The sequence below is a fragment of the Paenibacillus sp. P36 genome, from assembly GCF_045866505.1.
Lineage (GTDB): Bacteria > Bacillota > Bacilli > Paenibacillales > NBRC-103111 > Paenibacillus_E > Paenibacillus_E chondroitinus.
Window position 1 is genome coordinate 6,062,227 of record NZ_AP038372.1, and the last position, 22,289, is coordinate 6,084,515.

Annotated in this window: 16 protein-coding genes; 2 read left to right on the plus strand and 14 right to left on the minus strand. The window is 47.1% G+C overall.

The features are described from left to right. Positions 1-117: 117 nt before the first annotated feature. From ACKTT9_RS27090 to ACKTT9_RS27130, 9 genes are all read right to left on the minus strand, one after another. The gene (locus tag ACKTT9_RS27090; protein ID WP_407868349.1) at positions 118-1,275 is read right to left on the minus strand and encodes a serine hydrolase domain-containing protein; all 1,158 of its coding nucleotides are present in this window, start codon (positions 1,273-1,275) and stop codon (positions 118-120) included. A 51-nt stretch (positions 1,276-1,326) separates the two neighbouring features. Further along, positions 1,327-2,565 (minus strand): MFS transporter, encoded by a 1,239-nt coding sequence (locus ACKTT9_RS27095; RefSeq protein WP_407868350.1) that lies wholly within the window; start codon positions 2,563-2,565, stop codon positions 1,327-1,329. A gap of 27 nt (positions 2,566-2,592) precedes the next feature. Then, complete coding sequence (locus ACKTT9_RS27100; protein ID WP_407868351.1) at positions 2,593-4,167, minus strand: response regulator; 1,575 nt, start codon at positions 4,165-4,167, stop codon at positions 2,593-2,595. Further along, positions 4,164-5,957 (minus strand): sensor histidine kinase, encoded by a 1,794-nt coding sequence (locus ACKTT9_RS27105; protein ID WP_407868352.1) that lies wholly within the window; start codon positions 5,955-5,957, stop codon positions 4,164-4,166. Before ACKTT9_RS27105 ends, ACKTT9_RS27100 begins: the two co-directional genes overlap by 4 nt. Before the next feature lie 125 nt (positions 5,958-6,082). Then, positions 6,083-6,910, minus strand: coding sequence for a carbohydrate ABC transporter permease (locus ACKTT9_RS27110; RefSeq protein WP_407868353.1), 828 nt, complete (start codon positions 6,908-6,910; stop codon positions 6,083-6,085). A 27-nt stretch (positions 6,911-6,937) separates the two neighbouring features. Continuing rightward, a complete protein-coding gene (locus ACKTT9_RS27115) occupies positions 6,938-7,810 on the minus strand; it encodes a carbohydrate ABC transporter permease (protein WP_407868354.1) in 873 nt (290 codons plus the stop codon). Between the two features lie 106 nt (positions 7,811-7,916). Next, a complete protein-coding gene (locus ACKTT9_RS27120; RefSeq protein ID WP_407868355.1) occupies positions 7,917-9,050 on the minus strand; it encodes a Gfo/Idh/MocA family protein in 1,134 nt (377 codons plus the stop codon). Positions 9,051-9,070: 20 nt separating this feature from the next. Further along, positions 9,071-9,868, minus strand: a complete 798-nt coding sequence (locus tag ACKTT9_RS27125; RefSeq protein ID WP_407868356.1) for a sugar phosphate isomerase/epimerase family protein — start codon at positions 9,866-9,868, stop codon at positions 9,071-9,073. 56 nt (positions 9,869-9,924) lie between these two features. Beyond that, complete coding sequence (locus tag ACKTT9_RS27130; RefSeq protein ID WP_407868357.1) at positions 9,925-11,256, minus strand: extracellular solute-binding protein; 1,332 nt, start codon at positions 11,254-11,256, stop codon at positions 9,925-9,927. 270 nt (positions 11,257-11,526) lie between these two features. On the opposite strand from ACKTT9_RS27130, the gene ACKTT9_RS27135 reads away from it, so the two are divergent. Beyond that, positions 11,527-12,246, plus strand: coding sequence for a 3-ketoacyl-ACP reductase (locus ACKTT9_RS27135; protein ID WP_407868358.1), 720 nt, complete (start codon positions 11,527-11,529; stop codon positions 12,244-12,246). 109 nt (positions 12,247-12,355) lie between these two features. Then, positions 12,356-12,538 (plus strand): hypothetical protein, encoded by a 183-nt coding sequence (locus ACKTT9_RS27140; protein ID WP_407868359.1) that lies wholly within the window; start codon positions 12,356-12,358, stop codon positions 12,536-12,538. Between the two features lie 163 nt (positions 12,539-12,701). Here ACKTT9_RS27140 and ACKTT9_RS27145 read toward each other — a convergent pair whose 3' ends face one another. From ACKTT9_RS27145 to ACKTT9_RS27165, 5 genes are all read right to left on the minus strand, one after another. Beyond that, positions 12,702-15,821, minus strand: a complete 3,120-nt coding sequence (locus tag ACKTT9_RS27145) for a glycosyl hydrolase family 95 catalytic domain-containing protein (protein ID WP_407868360.1) — start codon at positions 15,819-15,821, stop codon at positions 12,702-12,704. Positions 15,822-15,866: 45 nt separating this feature from the next. Further along, positions 15,867-16,739, minus strand: a complete 873-nt coding sequence (locus tag ACKTT9_RS27150; protein ID WP_407868361.1) for a carbohydrate ABC transporter permease — start codon at positions 16,737-16,739, stop codon at positions 15,867-15,869. Positions 16,740-16,751: 12 nt separating this feature from the next. Next, on the minus strand, positions 16,752-17,681 hold the full coding sequence (locus ACKTT9_RS27155) for an ABC transporter permease (protein ID WP_407873124.1): 930 nt from the start codon (positions 17,679-17,681) through the stop codon (positions 16,752-16,754). A gap of 131 nt (positions 17,682-17,812) precedes the next feature. Further along, positions 17,813-19,453: an ABC transporter substrate-binding protein gene (locus ACKTT9_RS27160; RefSeq protein ID WP_407868362.1), complete on the minus strand. Its 1,641-nt coding sequence runs from the start codon at positions 19,451-19,453 to the stop codon at positions 17,813-17,815. Between the two features lie 227 nt (positions 19,454-19,680). Continuing rightward, positions 19,681-22,047, minus strand: coding sequence for a helix-turn-helix domain-containing protein (locus ACKTT9_RS27165; RefSeq protein WP_407868363.1), 2,367 nt, complete (start codon positions 22,045-22,047; stop codon positions 19,681-19,683). Positions 22,048-22,289 lie beyond the last annotated feature (242 nt).

Sequence of the window (22,289 nt, forward strand, 5' to 3'; positions counted from 1 at the left end):
TGTGAGAGAGATAGAGTCTCCTACGACCGCCAGAAGCTAGAATACTAATGATGTAATATATACTAACATCGAAATAACATGTTGTAAATATGTAAATATCGAATTCCTTTCTCTCCCTCACAATGCGAGGAAAGCAGTCTTCAATACTTGCGCAAGCTCTTCTTCCGCCTCAAAATAAACGCCTTGTCCTTTACTCTGAATGACACCGTTTATGAGTAGAATGAAGCCCCATTTTTCTTTTTTATGAAAATACATATCGCTTAGCAGCCCATACGCATCACCGGAATGCCCAATCAGTCGGTGTCCCGGGAGCAAATCGTCCGTAATCTGGAATTGGAGCCCGCAATTGCGGAAAAACCCCTCTTGTCGATGCCCCGACCAATGCGGCGCGTGCATCAGATCCACAGATTCCGGCTTCAGGATTTGAACATCGTTCAATTTACCGCCGTTAGAATGCGCTTCCATAAATCGAGTTAAGTTATCCACGCTTGTGCGAAGTCCGCCTTGTGGGCTGAATAACGCTCCGTTAGTGCCCGGCACATAGCCGCTGTAATCGATGGCTTCCGGCTTCTTCCCGAGAAAATCGTCCGCACTGGCGAAAAATCGCTCATCGGCCGTTGAATATTCATACAACACGGCAACAGAGTCCATGTCGTTCATATCCCCGATGTTAAAGCTAGAGTCGCACATATGAAGCGGTTCGAACAGATGCTTTTTGCAGTATTCGTCAAATCGTTCATTCGAGAGCCGCTCCACCACCGTCGCTAGAATGACAGCCCCCAGATTCGAATATTCGAAGTAATTCGGATCTCCCGGCCGTCCATCTCCCCAGAGACTGTCGGTGTAATAAGTCCCGCCTGGAAGAAGGAGATCCGTAAGACGAATCTTCGGTGGATTCTCACTGCGCGAATCAACGACAAAACGAACATATTCATCTTGCAGTCCCGAAGTATGCGTCATGATCATCCTGAGCGTTATCGGCGTTTCCGGATACTTGGAACTGCGAACTGGAATTCCAAGTATTTCGCTCACATCCTGATCGATTCCACATAAGCCTTGCTCGACAAGCTGCATAACCGCTGTCGCAACCACCGTCTTCGAGATAGAAGCGATGCGAAATATGGTTTGAGATGTAACTGGAATGCGTCTATCTACATTTGCCCATCCATATCCCGCGCTCCAAATCTGTTTCCCTTCACGCATCACGGAGGCCGCTAATCCAACGATTCGATGCTTGTCCATCACCCGCTGAATTTGTTCATCCAAAGAATTCAAGGAGATCCTCCTTCGACCTGATTTGTCAAAGATTTGATTCTTATAAATCCATTATAATAAAGTCTTTTCGTACTGTGTAGCATTTTTTTGGCGCACTTCCATTCTAGCAGCAATTACGAACATTGAAGTGAACCCCGCTACTCCTATAAGCGCCATCATCGCACTGATCGTATACATGGCATGCGCGCCCAGTTCCTGGAAGATCAAGCCACCGGCGATCCCGGCAACCATACCGGACAGACCTCCCCAACTCAAAGCATAAACTGCTTGCCCTGACGCTCTGAATGCCGGCGGAATCAAATATGCTGTCAACTGCGTCCCCACATAGTAATAGCCGGCGAACGTGATGGAATTTAACGCTTGGATAAAAAGGATGTGATACGGCGATGTCGCCGATGCCATCAGAAACCAGCGCAGCGCGTACAACAAACTAACAGCCGCCAGACAGAAAAACATGCTTCTGCGGTCCTTTCGTAAAAAACGGTCGAACAGCAAGTAAACAGGGATTTCAAATATAGAGGCGAAAAATGCGGACCATCCGATCAAGGAGCTATTCCCGCCCAGTTCGGACATGTAAATCGAGACAAATGTGTTGTTCATCGCATTCGGAATCGAAATAAGAATTCCCATCAGAATGAAAACCAGAAACCATTTATCACTCATAATTTGCAGATAATTGCCTTTTTTGCCGCTTTGGATTGAGCTTCCTGACTCCCGGTTCCCACTAGTCTGAGCCCGAGGCAGCATCCATGCAAACACAATGGCTAACCCCATCATGACGCCGCATACTTTCCACAAATCCCGGATCCCCAGCCACTCCATCACAGGACCTGTCGCTAAGGCCATCAACGCCCAACCGAGCGCCCCCCATAAGCGAAAAGAACCAAATTTGTGATTCGTATGTTCGATCGCCTCCAAAATAAGGCTATTGGATTGAGCAAACAAAGGGCTCTGAAAGCAGAAAAAAACAAGTAAAAAAATGACAAGGAACGGGAAAGAATTCGTAAAAAAGACTGTTTGCAGACTAAGAAAGCTGCCGATCAGGAGAATGATCAGAATGCGCCTTACATTAGACAAACGGTCGCTCCAATAGCCCCAGAACGGATTGGCGAATAACGAAAGAATAGGCCCGCCGGCCAGCAGCAAGCCTATCGCTACGCTAGAAACGCCTAATTCTTTCAAGTACAGCGGGAAAAATGCACTATAAATCGCGAAGGCGCCATATAAAATAAAGCTGAATGCTTTGATGACGCCGAACGGGTGATCTTTCAGTCTTGCGATTACTGACATAGGTGCCACGCTATCCTTTCTGAGCTCTTAAGTCGAATGGACAAGTTTCCGATATTGCGTTGGCGTTACTCCAGTATATGTTTTGAAAATGGAACAGAAGTATTTATATTCTTTGTAGCCGACGCTTTCGGCGATTTCGAATACGCGATCGTCGGTCCCGGACAACTTCGCCTTCGCCTGTTCAATGCGCACTTCGTTCAGATACTCCGCGAACCCTTTGCCGAACTTTTGCTTAAAAAGGATGCTGAAGTAATTCGGCGTTATTTTTAGCCATGCTGCAACCTCAGATGCCTTAATATCCTTGTTGTACCTGGCTTCAATGTAGGATTTCACCCTGTCTGCAAGCCAATGATTTTTCCCTGTAAGGGAGCTGTTGATTAATGAGAACATGGACTCCAGCTCCGCTCGCAGCAAGGACTCCATCGCTCTGTAGGAATTGTGCACCAAAAGATCAATCTCCTGAGAATGAAAGACATTGAGATACCCCGTCAAATCGATCCCCGCCGCACGCAGCCGCCTTTGAAGAATAATGACCAGCTCCTGGAACGCCTGCCATATTTCCTTAATCAAGCTGCCACTCTCGCGAAATTCCTGCATGATTTCATCCATTTGCTGGCGCAGTTCCGCATCATTTTCTTGAAATAAAGCATGAATCAGATTTTTCTCCCATACGATCAACTCAGGAAGACGATGGCTTCTTTTGAAAATCAGTTCTTCATCATGGAAAATAATTGGAGCAAGGGATGATAGCACGGCATAGTGCAATAAGGAAATAGCCTCCATGCAGCTAGCGTGAATCTGATCTGAACTATGGAAGGGCCGGGATATACTGGCATGCAGATCAAGATCCTCCGACAACTTCAGTACGCCGCTTAAAATGCCATGAAGATCCTTCGTGCTCATAGATTGAGGTCCGACTACTAGCGACAGCAGCAAATTCTGATGTTGGAAAAATGAAACGGTCTCCAGACCAGATGATCGCAAGGCTGTATCAACGCTTATTTCCCAGCGCCCCCGCATCTCTCTGCGCATTTCTTCGGACGATCGCCGGGTCCATTCCGCATAATCGGAAAGCTGCGTGGCGATCATCCAATAGCTGCACGACCCGGTTGTCATCATCAAAGGTACATAATCCTCATTTTGATCGATGACTCTCTGCTGCAGCTGACCCATCAGCCATTTGCGCGTCTTTTCTACTTCTTGCTCACCCTCAAGCTTCCGTTCTTGCGTAATCTCTTCGCCAATCCGCTGCACCATGCTCATCAACTCATCGATATTCACCGGTTTCAGCAAATAATCTTCGATACCAAGCCGCAAAGCCTGTCTGGCATACTCAAAATGGTCATATCCGCTAACAATGATCACACGCGACTGAGGGAAGCGCTGCTTCAATTCCTTCGCAAGCTCAAGTCCGTCCATGCCTTCCATGTTCACATCCGTCAACACGACGTCCACCGGACAATGCTCCAGGAAGGCAAGCGCCTCTATTCCGTCATACGCTTCCCCAACAACTTCAACACCAATCGTCTCCCAGGAAATGGTACGACGCAATCCTTGGCAAATAATAGGCTCATCATCTACAATTAGCATTTTGATGGTCATCGCTTTTCCTCCTGAGCACTCATTTGAAATGGAAGTCTGATCCTTACGCAAGCTCCGGTAAAGGGCGGTTCCGAAGGTAGCTCGATGCCATACCCCTCGCCGTATTCAAGCGTTATGCGCTCATGAATGTTGCAGATTGCATGGTTCATGATGCCCTCATCCCCGGTTCGATCTTGAAGTACCTGACGGATAACCTCCAGCTTATTCTTCACAAATCCTACGCCGGAATCCACCACATCAATTAGCACATCCTGCTCCGCCTTATAGCAGCGCACCTCGATGCGGCCACCCCCACGCTTAAAACCATGTTTGATGCTGTTTTCCACCAAAGGCTGAATGATTTTCTTCAAGAGGACGGCATGGTTCAACTCCTCGTCCATGTGCAGGGTGAATTGGAGTTTGCTTCCCATTCGCTTCTGCTGCAAATCCAGATAAGCATGAACAAAATCCAATTCCTCAGGCAATGTCGTATATCGCTTGCCGCCATTCTGCCCCATTCGAAAGAAAAGGGATAACGTTTCGATCAATTGGCTCGTCTCCGCCGCTTTCTCCAACCTTGCCGTCCAACGGATCATATCCAGCGTATTATATAAAAAATGAGGGTCCATTTGGCTTTGCAAAATACGAAGCTCCGACTCCTTCTGCCGAATCTCTAATTTATACTTTTTGTCGATCAGCTCCTTGATGGTCATAACCATGTTGTTGAACTGTCGGCCCAGCTCCCCGACCTCGTCTCGCGATCTGACTTTGACCTGAGCCGAGAAATCACCTTTTTTGAGCTTGGAAGTTTGTTTGCTCAATTCGAGCATGGGGCGGATCATAGCAAACTCGAACCCGATTAAAGCGATTAATCCAAAAATAAGAATAATCAGAATCAAAAATTTGAGGGAGGCTTTAATCGCTTCTGTTTTTTGCACGATGGTTTGGTCCTTAACCATCGCTACGATGTACCAGCCCGTCGACTTCATGGGCTGACTAAAAACAACATAAGAAGCTCCGGCTTCCTTCAAGGAAGAGACTTTTTTGGACAGCCCCCCTTGAAATTGGCTCAATAGTGTTTCGCTTGGGTAGGGATGTCCAATCAAGTTTTGATTTTGATGCAAAACGACATCGCCCTCAGGCCGAACAATAAAGATCGACCCCTGATCCTGTGGAACAGCTGACATTAATAAGTCCGTGATTTCCGACTCATCCAAACGAACGATCACCTTGCCCACCGGACGTGAAGGGTTATCGAAGGAATTGATGACACGAAACATGGAAACAACGCGCTTATTTCCCGTCCAACCGCTCTCCAGTTCATAGGAGTCCGTCCAAATGACCCCGCCTCTTCTCCCCTGTGCAAGGTCTGTCCAAGATTGTTCCAACCCTTTGACAGGCTCGCCCATCTGGAGTTGATTGCCTCCAACACCTTCTAGTGAAATCGATTTAATGTACACCTTGGACATAATTTGAAAGGCAATAAATCCCTCGATGGTCGTCTGATCTTTGTTCATTTGCACCATATTGCCCGGTGTGGTCGGCGTCTCCATAAACCGTCTAAAGTTTTCTTGATAAATCATGTAGTTCGATAAATCTTCAACAGCTTTTATTTTCTCGGATAAATTCAGTTCAATGGTATTCAAGTTCTTTTCCATGGCATCAATATATTGCTGCCGCAGAACAGCATCATAACGGCTCAGAATGACATTCCCGATCAAAAGGGAGGGGAGCGTTACCAGAAGGATGAAGATAGCGATTGACTTTGTTCTCAAACTGAAGTGCAAGAAAGGATATCTGTTTAGTATCATCAAGGTCCATCCCCTTCGTCGGTATTTCCTCATTTTACTATAAAACGGGGTCAACCTACTTGAAAAGGATGTAGAATGACTTGAGAAAAGTTTCGAGCGGTTAAAGTGCCGCTACCATCACATCATCACCCTTTAACAGCGCCCGCCGTCATCCCTTGCACCAACTGCTTCTCCATGGCCAAGTAAAAGCCAACAAGCGGAATAAGCGCCATGGATAAGGCAGCCATCTGAAGCGTCTGAAACCTTGTTTCCGTGCCGGCGAAGTTAGCCAAGCCTAACGGCAGCGTTTTGAGAGCCGCTTTATTGATCAAAACGAGTGCGAATAAAAACTCATTCCAGTTATAGATAAAGTTGATAATAATGACTGTTGCCAGCGCAGGACGAGTCATCGGAAGAATGATGGACCAGAAAATTTTATAGAGTCCAGCACCGTCCATGACGGCAGATTCCTCAATATCTTTAGGGAAGGCCTGCATGAAACCTACCAGAATGAAGATGGTAATCGAGAGATGGAAAGCCGTGTAAGGAAGCACCAGGGCAAGGTGGGAATTCAGCAAGCCTATTTTTTTCATAATAATAAAAATCGGTACTAACGTAGCGTGAATCGGAATCGTCATGCCAATAATAAACAAACCGTAAAGCCATCCGCGTATACGGAAGTTAAACCTGGAAAGAAAGTAGGAGGTCAATGCACTAAGCAGCACTGTCAAAACGATTGCGCCAACGGTCACAATGACACTGTTCCAGAAGTACGTTCCTAAATGCGCGACTTTCCAAGCGCTCGTATAATTGCTGACCTGCCAAAACTTTGGCAGCCCCAGCGGATTTGTTGCATAATCTTCCTCTGACTTAAATGAACTGACAACCATCCATACAATCGGGATGATATTAATAACACTTAGAATGGCTAAAATCAAATGAATGATCGTTTTTTTCCCTAAAGATGTTCGCATAGCTCCTCCTTTCTCTACGTGCGGCAATTAGCCGTTTCGACGAGTGACTAATTTGGCTGCATAGATGGCTAATAGGCTAAAAAGCAGAATAAGAATAGAAACTGCGCTCCCAAGTCCGAAGTAACTGTTGTTGAAGGCCTGGGTATACATATAGATGGTCATCACTTCGGTATTATGAGCCGGCCCTCCAGCTGTCATGACATAGATTAAATCGAAAACCCGGAAGCTATTGCTAATGGAGAAGATCAGGGTGACCCAGATCGTTTCTTTCAGCATCGGAAGGGTGATGAACCAGAACCGTCTCCAACCTGTAGCGCCATCCATGACGGCCGCTTCTCTTACTTCTTCGGATATATTTTGCAAACCAGCCAAGAAAATGACCATATAGAAACCGTAATTTTGCCAAAGATACGTGACACTTACCGACAGCATGCCCCAGCGCGGGGAGCCCAGCCAGTTTTGTTTCAAGCTGTCCAAGCCGAAAAGTCCGAGCATGTTATTCATCAGACCCGATTCCGTACCGTAGACCATGTTCCAGATGAGCGAGACGATTACCGCCGAGATAATGACTGGCAGAAAAAGTACCGAGCGGTAAACTTTGAGCCCGCGCAATGAGCGGTTCAATAGCAAGGCAAAAAACAAACCTACCGGCAGCTGCCCCACAATACCGCTAACCATCATAAACAGGTTGTTCTGTACACCTTTCCAGAAGATCCCGTCTTTCAAGACCGAGATATAATTGTCCAACCCTACAAAAGACATATGGGATAGACCGTTCCAATCGAAAAATGAGTAATAAAATGACATCAAGATCGGAATCATGGCGATGCCAATATAAATGATCAAGGCTGGCAGCATGCCGATAAAAATTGCCCAGCCCATCCGCCTCGTTACATGCATACATAGCCCTCCTTATGCGCTAAGTGATAAGTTGAGAGATGCCAAGAAGACGGAGACTGGGGCAGGCTCCGCCTCTTTGGCAGCCGAAGAACGGCTTTTGCCTCTCTTACAATGGTATAGACAGCGAACGGGACGCAGCCACAATTTCGGCTGCCGTCGCTTCCCGTCCGAGCGAATCGGATAAATATAAACCTTCGCTAATCAACATCGTCGCAAGAGCTATTTCCGCAGTTGGCATAAGTTCTACGCGTCCCTGCAGAGCAGCAATCCAGTGCTTCTGCGATGAATCATAAGCCTCTTCGTTTTCTCTCATTCTGTGCCAACGAATATCCATGCGGTTAAGATCAATCTTGCTGTCCAGGTCGATGTCGGCTACCGTTGTGTGAAAGGTGATATCGGAAGTCATCTCTCCGGAATGGTACGATGGAAGTCGGATACCACCTTTGGATCCCATAATGCTGCTTCCCTCAACGCCCCCAAGATTAACGGCCCAAGCTTCAAAGATGTCTAGCGTGAGTCCATTGCGAAGCGTAACGAACCCAAGCGCCAACTCTTCCACGTCGAACCCGCTTTCGGCACGCCGGCCCTCATCCATGTCCATTTCTTGAATGAGCTTCCCCGTGACTCGCTCTACTTCGGTTTCACCAAGCAAGTAGAGCATTTGAGCGATATGATAAACGCCCATATCGAGTAAAGCTCCCCCGCCTGCGCTTGCTTTTTTCGTGAAATACGCGGTGCCGAAACCATCGACATAAGGTCTACCGCGCCGCCGGAAGCCATTCGACCGAGCGTGGAACAATTTGCCCAATTGACCGCCGTCAATCAGCGCTTTGGCCGCCTTTGTTTCTTTTTTATAAAGCGTGCTCAGTTGAATGTGAAGTTTCTTGCCATACTCCTTGGCTGCGTCAACCATAGCTTTGCCGTCATAGTAGGAGCCTGCGATCGGTTTCTCGCAGTACACATGTTTACCCGCCTGCAGAGCAGCAATCGTTAGTGGTGCATGAAAGTTGTTATGCAGACATACATCCACCGCATCGATATCGTCTCGCGCCAACAGATCTTTATAATCCGTGTAAACATGAGCAACTCCGTACTTGTCTGCGACTCGGCGCGCTTCCTGTTCATTAATATCGCACAGAGCCACGACCTCGGCGCCTTCTATGGCTGCATACTGATCCAAGTGGGCTTTCCCGATAATTCCTGTTCCGATAACACCAATTCGAATCTTGGCATATTCCATCACGCACGCCTCCAGATCACTTATCCATTGTTCGGGCACGCAGATGCAAGCAATCGTTTCGCAGCTGCCAATGCCCACTCAATCTCGATATAAGGATTGGACAAAGCATTATATTCGACTGCCCAATACCCCTGATAACCAAACTCACTCAGAAACTTGATCGTTGATTCCGTATTCTCCGAGCTTAATGTTCGTTTGTCCAAATGGACGTGATTTACCCAGGGAGCCACCATTTCATTGCCTTGATTCCCGTCTATCCAACGATCGATATGTAGTAAAATACCGTATCCCGGATGATCCACGGCTTCAGCAACGCGCTTCATCCAAAGGGGATCCAACGAAATCCCTGTATGATTCTCAGGCCCCAATGTAAATCCGTAGTCGGAAGCTTGCTGAGCCAATTCCTGATAAGTACGAACCGTGTATTCGAACTGCTCCTCTGTCACTTCACCGGGGCCGCGATTGGCATCAATCCGAACCGTCTTGGCACCAAGCAATTTCGCCGCCTTCATATGTGCTATCGCATTTTGATATAGTAACTGCCTGGTATCCGGATCAGCATCCCATAAATGAGCGCGATCCACCGCTATGTTAGCAACTGTTAATTCTCTCTCATCCAGATTGCGTTTGATCTTCATCAACTCATCGTCACCCGGAAGTTCCCAGATGGGAACCTCACGGTTGGCGAAAAAGCCGTTCCAAAGATCTACAGCATCCAAGCGATACCGGTATTTCACCGTCTCCAGATAACCGTACATATTCATTTCGTTTTGACTTAAAAGCTGAAAGAAGGAAAATGCTCCGATGGAAGCTTTCATCTCCGTCACCCTTTCAAATCGTTAGCTTCGAGCTTACTTTCGCTCTCGCTAGCCGATTATTTTTTCACTTTATCCATGACCTCTTGCATTTCTTTGGCGATTTGCTCAGGTGTTTTCTGTTTCATCGTAATGGCTTGCAGCCCGTTCTCAATCGAATCTTTGACGGCCGCCGGCATCACACTGTCAAAGACAAGCGCATCGCCGGATTTCGTCAACTCCAGCATTTCTTTCAAATATTTGCTGGTGTCCGCAGGCATTTCAACTTTAGCCGGTACGACAATCCCTTTACTCATCAAGTTCTGGTACAGTTCAGGGGAGTAGAAATATTTCAGGAATTTATAAGCCGCCTCTTTCTTAGCTCCCGTTAATTCCTTGCTTAATCCGATACCGTATTGGACAACGCCTGCACTTTTGCCAGCCGTTCCTTTTCCGCCGTCGATGGATGGGAACAAAGCGATCCCAATATTAGCGCCACCTTCTGCGTTACTGACGCGGAACTTCGTATCAATCGTAGAGCTCGTCATGGTCATAGCCGATTTCTTCTGTAAGAAGTAATCTTGCACTTGCACTTCATCCATGGTGTTCAAATCAGCATTAAAGGCATCAAGCTTCGTCAACTCATCGAAAATGCCAAGTGCTTTCACATAATCAGCATCCGTAAATTTAGCTTGTCCTTGTTTCACCTTCGTCAAGAAATCCGTACCGGCAATACGATCCTCAACTGCGGACATCACCGTGGATTGAAGCGGCCAACGATTCTTATTGCCAATTCCCATCGGTGTGACGCCTGAAGCTTTGAGCTTTTTCACGAGATCGAGGAAATCGGCATACGTTTTCGGAAACTCATTGTAGCCTACTTTTGCTAGCATATCTTTGTGGTAATAGATGATATCGACAAAAGTCATTTTGGTTGGAACGGCATACTGCTTACCGTTTACTTTATATCCACCTAACGACTGTGGCGGCAAAATATCTTTCCAAGTATCCATAATTTCATCTAGCGGCATCAATACGCCGGCATCGATGAACGGATCCATGTCGACACCTGGATACAGAATAAACATATCCGGCATGCTGTTGCCTGCTGCCTCGGTACGGAGCTTGGTCCGATATTGGGCCGACGGGATATCCTGCATTTCAATCTTAATATCCGGGTTCAACTGTTGAAATTTTTGAATTCTCTCTTTGTACAGCTGGTTATCTACGTTCGGGGTGGACCAGTTTTCCTCAAAAGTAAGCGTAACTTGTTGTTTCGAGGCGGGCTGTGTTGAGGCTTGCGTTTTTCCTGCTTCTTTCGCCGGCTCAGCCCCGTTACTGCAAGCTGTAATTGTCAGTAAAGCAGCCGAAGCAGCAGCTAACACCGATTTTCTAATTACTCCATGAATCATCCATGAACCCCTCACTTTATGTTATTATTTTTGACATTCATCTTACGCCTTTATTATATGATAACGTTTACCATGTTTGTATCCCATCAACTTATCATAATGTCTGAATTTTTAATGTAATATAAACTAACATACAGATGAATCCACCCATTTGGCAATAGAAAAATATCCCAGTAGCTAAAATTGACTCCGCTTGGTAAATGGCATAAAATGGGGCCATACTTTTCATAATACGAATACCTAATTCACCGAATAAAAAGGAGATTTCTCATGAGCTTACACAACCAAACGGCCATCATTACAGGAGCTGGAAAAGGAATCGGCAAAGCTGCCGCCATCGCATTGGCGAAAGAAGGTGTTCATCTTGGATTAGTAGCGCGCAGCCATGCCGACCTCGAATCCCTTCAACAAGAATTAACAAGTACATACGGCATCAAAGTGAGCATTGCCACAGCGGACATTTCCAAGCGAACCGAAGCGGTACGTGCAGTGGAGTTACTAATCGAGGAACTGGGTTCCCTGGATATCCTGCTCAATAATGCCGGAACAGCACAGTTCGGCAAGTTGGTCGATATGGATCCCGATCAATGGGAGCAAATTATTCAAACCAATTTGATGGGCACGTATCATGTAACTCGCGCTGCACTGCCCACCATGTTGAGCCAAAATGGCGGAAGCATCATCAACATTGCTTCAACCGCAGGAGAGCGAGGTTTTGCCACCGGTTCAGCCTATTGCGCCTCGAAGTTCGCTGTTATCGGAATGACGGAAGCGCTCATGCAAGAGGTTCGCAAATCGAACATCCGTGTTACAGCGCTCACGCCATCCACTGTGAACACAGAGCTGTCCGTCAAAGCGGGTCTGCCGATAGGCGATGAGGACCGCATGATGCAGCCGGAGGATGTAGCCGAGCTCATCATGGCTGCTTTGAAATTGCCGCAGCGCGTGTTCCTGAAAACCGCAGGGATTTGGACAACGAACCCGCAATAGCTGGCAAGCAGTTGTGGGAATAGCAATAAGACCGATAAAGGCCCGTTGGGGCTTTATCGGTCTTATTTTCGCTTTCTAGGGCGGGCGGAAGCTAGGAAGCTCCACTTCGTTGCCCAGTCCCAGTTGCATCAGGGGCGATGCCTCAGCTGAAACAGATGGAAAACCTACCGTTATTCTGCATCAAATTGTGGCAGGGAATGAAATAACGGTAGAAACTCCATCTATATCGGTAGCTGCTGCACGAAATCCGCTCGATCCGGTGAAATCAGCGGTAGAAACTCCACTTAATTAGATAAAAGTAGATCAGACACCGAAATTAGCTGGAGGAATCGGCGGCAATTGGAAAAAGCAACCATCCACTCCACCCATTGTCCAGCTCCTAAGCGACGATTCGCTAACTCGCCTCAGGCTGATAATCTACTATGTAATTAGAGCTGTATCAACTCTTCCCGCTTCTATAAATACGTGTAATTTTTATTAATAATCAGCGCATTCATTCTCCACTGCGAGCCTTCGCAGGTGCGAAATCGCAGCTTCACGTAACCATCACTTCTTTGCGTGATTGGCAAAATATCCGTTGCAAATTCACCCGCTTTCAGCGTTTTCTCCGGCTTCCACGTGGTTCCCCCTACGATCTCTATCTCCGTATAAGAAGGCACCTCTTGATCGCCGGATACGAAAAGCAAATCATATCTGCCTTTTGGAAGCTCCACCACAAACGTCGCTTCCCTCTTTCCACCGATAAAATCCCTCCGCAGTTCGTCCGGTCCCCCACGATCCATCGCTCCGAGATCCTCCACACACTCCCAGCCGATGCCGGTATAAGGCTTAAACATCGAATCCAGCGTTACTTTACGAAACGTCTGACCGAGAACCCCTTCCACATGAACCTGTCTGGGCAGCAAGTTGTTATAATCTTTCTCCAGCCGATGCGGTTCCACACCAAAATCCATCCGATAAGCGGCCAACCTCGATTCCCTGGTATTACCGGAGTAATAATCAAAGGTGAAGTGATCGAGCAGTCTGGCATACTGTGTATCTTGGTTTTTGCCAAGGAACACTCGCCGGTGCGTATGAGCTTCATGAACAATTGGATAGTCTTGCTTGACACCCCGCCCACTAGAGTTAACTACAAATAACTCAGGAGTGGAGAATTCGCCACGAGGATAAATCGCATACTCCCCGTTCTTCTCCGTTTTAAACGAAATCCGTCCCTCTTCTTCCACATGATCCATCCTACTCCAGGATTGACCCTCTTTTCTCGCAACTATTACCTCATCGCTAACGTGAAACGGATTGCGAATCACAACCCGCTTGCCGGCCTTACTCTGGATCGTAACCCAAGCGGTTCGGCCATTTTTCAGCTCTGCGCTAACTTCGAAGGCGCCTACTGCCAGCAGGCCTCGAAAGGAACAGTCGCTCCATTTCTCATATCGCTTAACCTTCCAATCTACCTCATGTTCGTAGAGGCCCATCGAAAGCTCCGGCTCTGGCTTACCATCAGGCAGCGCCGGGAACACCTCAATCACGCCATCATAGCTCTGAAGCAGCATTTCGTTCACGGCAGCAACCATTTCACCAGAAGCTTCCATCATGTGGGGATGGTACAACGGTTCATTGGTGATGTTGCAGTAGTTCATCCAGCGTTCCGTTTCTTCCGCAAACAAGCCATTGCACCTGAGCGACAAATCGATGCCTTGTTCATAGAGCAGCCTAAGCGCTGCGTTGCCCTTCCCCAATCGTGAAGCGGCACAGGACAACCAACCGAACTGAAACATCCCATATTCCGTCTGATTTGCTGCATACCGGAGCGTATTTTCTCCTCTTTTCCGCAGATGAGTTTCACTATTTCTATCGATTTCTCCAATGGGATAAATGGGCATAAGCAGCGAAGGATGCCGCAAATGCATCTCGGCAGGCGCCCATTCCGAGTCCAGGAAAACATCTCCATACGATTTGGAAACAGCTGTTGGATACTCAGTCAAGCTGTCCGCAAGCGCCATCCACCTTAGCCGATCCTCTTCGGCTTCACCAAGCAGCTCACCCGCATCCGAAGCGATCTCCAATAAGTATTTAACTGCTGCAAGGGAACAAGTTGAGTTCCGAGTCAGAGGCCCCTGCTCCGGAGAAATGTCAGGAAATATCTCATAACGCCCCGAGCTCTCATTCAGCTGTAAATAACCTTCAAAAAATCTGGCAATCCGCTTAAACAGCGGATATGCCTTTTCTCTAAGAAAATCAACGTCCATGCTATAGCGATAATAATCCCATAGGAATTGCGCACACCAAGGCCAAATGCTTACATACAAGGCATGCGGGTAATCACCCGCAACGCCTTCAAGCCCGTAAAACTGCTGCGACATTCGCTCAGCGAGCTGCACATAAGAAAGCAGCCCCTCGTTGAACGCCTCAGCAACTTCAAGGCGATTAGCCGTATAAAGCGGCCAAAATGCCGCTTGAATGTTAACGTCCCAATACCACATGCTGCCCCACTTGGTTGGCTGCTTAATATCCCACAAGCCGTTCAATCCGCACGCTTGCTCGCGCATCCTGCCGCCATTCCCGCTGCTGCAGGCAATTGCGTATAGATTGATATACCAGAGATCTTCAAGCATTTTATCCGGCAAGGTGATCGAGCTCCGGGACCAGAAGCTTCTCCAATAGGCTTGATGATGCTCCACCATTTCTGCCACTTCCACATGTGAAGCTGGCTTCGTCAACCTCATCAGCGCAGTCGAAAGGAGTTCCTTGGTCTCTTCCTCCGTGACCACCGTTGTTAGCAGTGTCAGGTTTGCCTCCGCATCCCGAAGAGCAATTTGCAAGCTGTCGTCGGGACCGGCAACAACACTTCCTTTGGCACCAATGATTCTCATCATCACAATGAACGAAAACGGATCGTAACGTTCCTTCTCTTCACCGTCCGGGTAGAAAGCGCCCACGTGATAAAACGTCGTATCATCCAATTGATGATACGTCACTTGCATATCCACATATCTTCTACGGGGAACAGTTAGCGCAACCGAGGGTAACAACGCGCCATTCGTCTGGCTGATTGTGGTAATCACGTAATCGCCATCCTGAGCAATGATCGTGTTCACGCCAAGTTTATCCTCATTTTTGACCACATTTAACTGAGCAACTGCCTTCTCAATATCAAGGGATAACGAATAGTGATCAGGGTCTGAAAGCTCCTTGGATGGAAAAAGATGAAGTTCCCCCGTCGGATAATGGGAGGACCCACCCGAGGGTTTACCATATTTCCTGTACATGCTGTTCGGGTTTAATGCATCGCCATATAGATAAAACGGGCCTTTTTCGGGGTCACAATAGCTCTCTTCAGCCAGCTTTTTCAATTCATTAAAAGTACGTCCATGTTGAAGCGTGAAATCCGGCCCTTCACCATTCCGGTACTTCTTACTGTAGCGATGCAGCTTTTGATAATAAACTTCATAATGATTAAGCGCCAATGTCAGCTTGTTATCTTCGAAATACACCATACCGCCGAAGTGTCCATTGCCGATCGGTAAAGCTTCGTTCCAGCTGCTTGGAGCATTTTCAAAAGTAACGCCTCTCACAGGATCCCTCCTTCTGCCTCTATCTCATGGTGAAATCGTCCCTGTTTACTCCTTAATGGCACCAATCAGCACACCTTGAACAAAATACTTCTGAAGGAACGGATATAAGCAAATGATCGGCAGCGTAGAGACCATAATAGCCGCATATTTAATAGTTTCTCCAATGGCATATTTGTCGTCGCCTCCACCCGCCATCATGGAATCCGTATTATTGGAAATCAATATTTCACGGAGCACAAGCTGGAGAGGATACGCTTCACGATTTCGCAAATACACAAGCGCATTAAAATAAGAATTCCAATGCCCAACCGCATACCACAAAATCATAACGGCAATAACCGGCATCGAAAGCGGGATGACGATTCGGAATAAAATCACCCAATCATTGGCCCCATCCATCCTGGCCGACTCTTCCAAACTGACCGGGATGCCTTGAAAAGAAGTTCGCATAATAATCATATTAAACGTATTAATCGCACCTGGAATGAGGATGGCCCACATCGTATTCATCATGCCCAGAGAGTTCACGAGCAGGTAACTCGGAATGAGTCCCCCATGGAAAACCATCGTCACAACGATGAAGAACATGATGATATTTTTAAAATAGAGATTCGGCCTGGACAACACGTAGGCGCCAATCGACGTCATGAGCAAATTAATCGTCGTACCTAGCACGACATAGATCAGTGTATTCTGATACCCTTTCATGATCATCGGATTCTCAAAAACAGCCTTGTAGGCACCGAGATCAAACCCCGCCGGTTTGAACATTATACCGCGATGCTGCAGCAAGGATGTCGCATCACTTAGCGAAGCGAACGCGACATATAAGAAGGGATACAGCGTGACCGCGCAAAGCACGAGCATCAACAGCATATTGAAGTAGCCAAATGTTCGCTCTCCACTGGTTAGTTTCATGTGCAAATCTCCTTACCACAGTTTGTTCTCGCTGATCCGTTTGACAAAACTATTGGCCGCAACGATCAGAATAAAACTGATCACCGAGTTAAATAACCCGACTGCTGCAGTGAAGCTGTAGCTTGCCTCTAATACCCCTTTACGATAGACATAGGTCGAAATAACGTCTGCAGTTCCATAGGTAAGCGGATTGTAAAGCAACAGCACCTTCTCGCTGCCAACCGTCAACATATTGCCCATTTGTAAAATGAACAAGATAACAATGGTCGGCATGATGCCTGGAATCGTAATGTGCAGCGTCTGCTTCCAGCGGTTAGCGCCATCCATCCTGGCCGCCTCGTACAGCGTCGGGTCAATCGTCGACATTGCCGCCAAGTACACGATCGAGCCCCAACCAATGCCTTGCCAAATGCCCGACGAAACGAATAAAAACCGGAACCAGTTCTCATTCTGCAAGAAATCAATCGGCTCTATACCAAAGATTCCAGTCAATTGATTAATAAGCCCGTTGCGGCTTAGGAAATCAATCATCATCCCGGCCACAACCACGATCGAAATAAAATGCGGCAAATACGAGATCGATTGAACAACCCGCTTAAACACACTGTGGCGGATTTCATTAAGCAGCAGAGCCAGAAGGATCGCTGCCGGGAATCCGAACAATAGATCATAAAGGTTGATCAAGATCGTATTTTTTATTAAGCGCCAAAAGTAGATTCCGTTAAAAAAGCTCACGAAATGTTTAAATCCAACCCAGGGACTTCCCAAAATCCCTTTGGCCGGCGAAAAATCTTTAAACGCAATTTGCAATCCATACATCGGTCCATAGTGAAATATTAGGTAATATGCAATGACGGGAAGCGCCATGACGTAAATGGACCAGTGCCGTCTCACATCTGCGCGTATAGTTTGCAGGACAGTCGGATTGCGACTCGTTTTCATTGTCGTTACGGCATATTCAGCCTTTCCATTTGCAGGACTTTGCCTCATCGTCTCCCTATCCTTTCTTTCAAGCTGCTAAAAGCAAACGAGGGGATAAACAATTCCGGTTCATCCCCCCATTCAATTATTTCTTAACGTTTGTTGAAACGTTCAAGAGCCCCTTGCTGGATTTTAATCGCTTCATCAATCCCCATGCTCTGAATCTTTTTCACATATTGATCGAAGTTACTGACTGGTTCGACCCCCATAATGAATTTCAGCAGCATCTCATCTTGGTACGTTTGGATGTCCGTTACAATGGATGCGAACTTGCTGCTTTCATCCTGCGTTGGAGAAACAAGCGGGATCTTCCGCTCAGCCGTTGGCTGCGACCAGACTTCCAATGCTTTCTTCTGCTGAGGCAGAGCCAAATATTGCATTTGGAAATTATCGCTGAGGACAAAAGGAGCACTCCATGTTGCCCGATTATACTTGGCAATGGCTTGCTGGATACTGGTTCCTGCCGGTGGATTCAAAATCTCAGGAAGGAAGGTTGCTTTGCCATTCTCCATCTTATAGCTGGTGCCCTCCACCCCGTAGTTGAAGAGCAGATCGCCTTTGTCACCGTAAGCATAATCCAGCCATTTGACGGTTTCGATCGGGTTTTTATTGGCTGTCGAAATCGCTGCTCCAACGCCGTTATAAGCAAAATCCTTTTGCCCCCAAATCGCTTTATCCCCTGCTTTCAACACAGGATAAGGAGCCGCTTCCAGATCGAACTTGGGATCCTTGTCCTTCATAAGCCCTGCATATTTCCCAATGCCTCCCCCATTAAATGAAGCGGTTGCTCCTATGAGATTAGTCGTCATTTTGTTATCGAACAGCTTATCGTTAGGCGCTGCGAAATCCTTATCAAGCAAACCTTCCTTATACCATTTGTTCATCGTGGCCAGGAATTCTTTGTATTCAGGCTGGATCGGACCGTATTTCACCTTTCCTCCGTCCTGGTAGAAGCTGTAGTTAATGCCCCAAGCTCCAAGGAATGGCGCGTCGGTGGCAAACAGATTTTTGTCCAAATAAATAGGAATTTCATCCGCTTTGCCGTTGCCGTTCGGATCTTTTTCTTTAAAAGCTTTTAGGACGGTGTACCATTCGTCGATTGTCGTCGGCATCTTGAGGCCCAGCTTATCCAACCAATCTTGGCGGACCGATGGCCCGAAGAACACTCTGACCTTGTCATCTCCACGTAAGAACGGGAAGGCATAGATGCTTCCTTCATCTGTTGAAATTTGCTTTTTCCAATCCGGATGCTCATTCAGCAGCTTTTTTAGGTTTGGTGCATATTTATCGATCAAGTCGTTCAATTTAATGATTTTTTTATCTAAAATCGCTTTTTCCGGCCCACCTGGATATCGGACGACCGCACCGCTGGTGGCTCCCCAACTCGCTTCAATAACATCCGGCAGCTCGTTGGTTGCAACCATTAAGTTGAACTGCTCTTGGGCTTGCGGAACCTCAAGGGGCGGATGTTGAAACTCAACCTTGACGCCGGTTACTTTCTCAAGCTCCTTGTACATCCCCATTTCAGCATACGTTTTCATCTGACCTGAAGCTGCCGGGTGATTCGGTACCCAGTACGATAATTTAGTCAATTTTGCCGGTTCAGCACTACTGCCCGTCTGTGGCGCAGCCGATGAACTTTCGGTTCCTGAATTACTGCTGCAGGCAGCTGCCGAAGCCACCAGAGTCGAAAGCAATACGATAGATCCAACTTGTTTCAAACGTTTCTTCATTCTTCATGCCTCCCTTTATATGAGTAACCCTAAGCTTGGTTGGCACCGCAATCGTCTTCCAGCACCTGTTCCCCAGTATGCTTCCTCAGCCCCGACCTGACTACTGCCTAGTTCTCATCCCCATTGTATTTTAGTAAGAAATACGGGCGATATGAGAATTCATCAGTCCATCTTAGAAATCGTCAGTAGCTGGCGCTACAGAAAAAGCAGCCCCAAGAGGCTGCCTTTTATGCGTCTGAGCTAATGATTTCCGGCAACATCGTTTCACGGTATTTACCTGGCGTTACGCCCTCGAGCTTCTTGAATGCCCGAATGAAAACGACATCATTGTTGTAGCCGATTTTTTGAGCGATCTGTACAATGGTCAGTTCTTTGTTCTCCATTAATTGCTTGGCTTGTTGAATCCGTTTATGCGTAATGTAATCCAGCAGGTTTTGTCCCTGATGTTTTTTGAAGAAGGTAGACAGATACTGCGGTGTCATTTGAATACGTTCAGCAATTTGTGCCACGCCAAGGTTCGAGTCATCGAGGTGCTCGTGTACAATGCCAATAATTTCCTCCAGGCGCTGCGTACTATGGCCGGATCGATCCACATTAAACGAACGGGTCAGCGTTTCGTATAACTCCTTCGTTTTCGAGTACATCCCTTGCGCAGTTGGATAACTGAACACTTCTTTGATCGGATCAAAGTCAGCGCCAAGTACTTGCTCTTGATTCGTATTCGAAGAGTTAACTATTTTCAGAAGCGTACTTGTCACGTTAAAAAACAAACCTTTGCCTAACTCAGGCGTCATATGACCGGAGTCAAAATTCATCGCATATATTTTATTCAGCAGCTTTTCCACATTTTCGGTATCCCCGCTTCGCACGAAATTAATCAGCTGGATCTCACTTTCAAGCGGATAGTAGTAATGCTGTTTCACTTCAAGAATATCCTGAAAATGGATTGTGGCATGTTTCCCCAAAATCAACCTGTATTCAAGCGCCGCCAGTGCTTCAGGATACGAGTCTCGAATGGCTTTGGGGCCTGAATGAATCCCGCCAACGGCAATCGTAATGCCAATATGGAATCTTTGTGAGGTGATGCTGAAGAGCGAATCCGCGATATCCCGGATATCGGATTCGGCGAATTCCTCGCGATCTGCTGTTAGATTCATGAGAAGCGCAATGCGATCCCGGTCGAGTTCGACCGAAAATCCTCGATGATTCGCCGCAATCAGATCCGCGCCAATATTTGAAATAATGAACCTTGCATGCGCCCATTGCTTCTCATCTTCTTCCGCCGCTAGAAACGGAATATCCTCAATCTTGACGAGCAGCACGGCGAAACAGTCACTTGTAAATTTCAAATCCATAAATTGCAGCGAATCCCCGTTGGCTGCCGACACATCGACATCCATGTGACCATTCAGAAGACGGGACAAATAGTTGGCCCGAATGAACGGGATTTGCTGCGTTAGCGTCATGCGCAGGTTTTTCTCTTCATGGATGGAGCCCTCGACGGTTTGCCGAATAAACTCGTATTCATTCGAGGCCGGGCGCCTGATCATTTCTTTTCCACGCATAATCGCGTTTACTGTTTTTTGGAGAGGTTTGTACGTACGGTAGGCGCCAATGCTGACAGCCACTAAACCGCAAATTAAGCAAAGGATGAACAGGCCGATGGACCAGCTCTGGATTTGATTCACCTGCTGCATAAACACATCATTGGGCATGATCGATACATATTTCCAGCCTGCTTTTTGCGAGGAGGTCACGGAAACCACTTGGTCAACCCCTGCGAGTCGGTAATCAAATGGGCCCGAACTCCCTTGAACGCGCTCTAACAAGTCAGATGGGAATGGGGAATCGCTGTTGCTCATAATGGTTTTACCGGCATGATCAATGATATAAACGGAGCTATGGCTCGCCGACTCCATCTGCGCGAACAATTCCTTGACTTGCTCACCATCAATCAGCACGATGAAGCTTCCAAGATTTTGCGATTGCGATTGAACGGGAAGGGATTGCATATAAGTAATCACATTTTTCGGGACTTGCTCTTGCTCGTTGGATAACGGAGTTGCCGGCAAGTAGGACATTTTATGCTCCTTATCCAGCAGCTGATGCCACTCTTCGTAGGACATGTCCTTATAAGCGTAATAGATGGAATAAAACGTCCGCGAATCCGACACCAAGTCCGGTTTGACGATGGTATCGCTGTTTGCGAAGTAGACATAATAATCGAGGATAAAATTGCTGGTCATACTGTGATATTTACTCATTTTGTCGCGCATGAATTGAATGAATTCATATTTGTCCACATCATTTGGATGGGCAGGGATTCTAAGCATATAATCCAGCTTCGGGTCAAATACAACTTGGCGCATTAACGTATCTACTTCCGCCAATTTGTTATCCAGCGACAGCTTCAACTGCTCGAGCATTGCCCCATTCGATCTTGTCGTGCTTCTCTCCAAGCTTTGTTCCACTTTCGTATACAGAAAAAGCCCCATTGCAAGCGGTATCAAAAGTATAAATAAGTTGGAGGCAATGATCGTTGAAAGCGCACTTTTGCGGCTATCGACGAGGCGTAAGAGGAAGGGCAATTTCAAAACAAACCCACCGTCCATTCCGTAAGCGAATTTATTAGAAATTGTATCTTCTCTTCACCAAAGTTGCAATACAACTTTTTGATTGTTGGGTCCTACGCCGCAACACGTATCGGATTCAGCTCGTTCAGAATTCGACTGGCAGGGACCGCCGCCATGCGCGGGCGAAGCAGCGCGCGCGTCGTATTTTACTTAGCGGAACTGGAGGCCTCTATTTTGGCGAAAACGAGGTGTTTCCTCTTCGA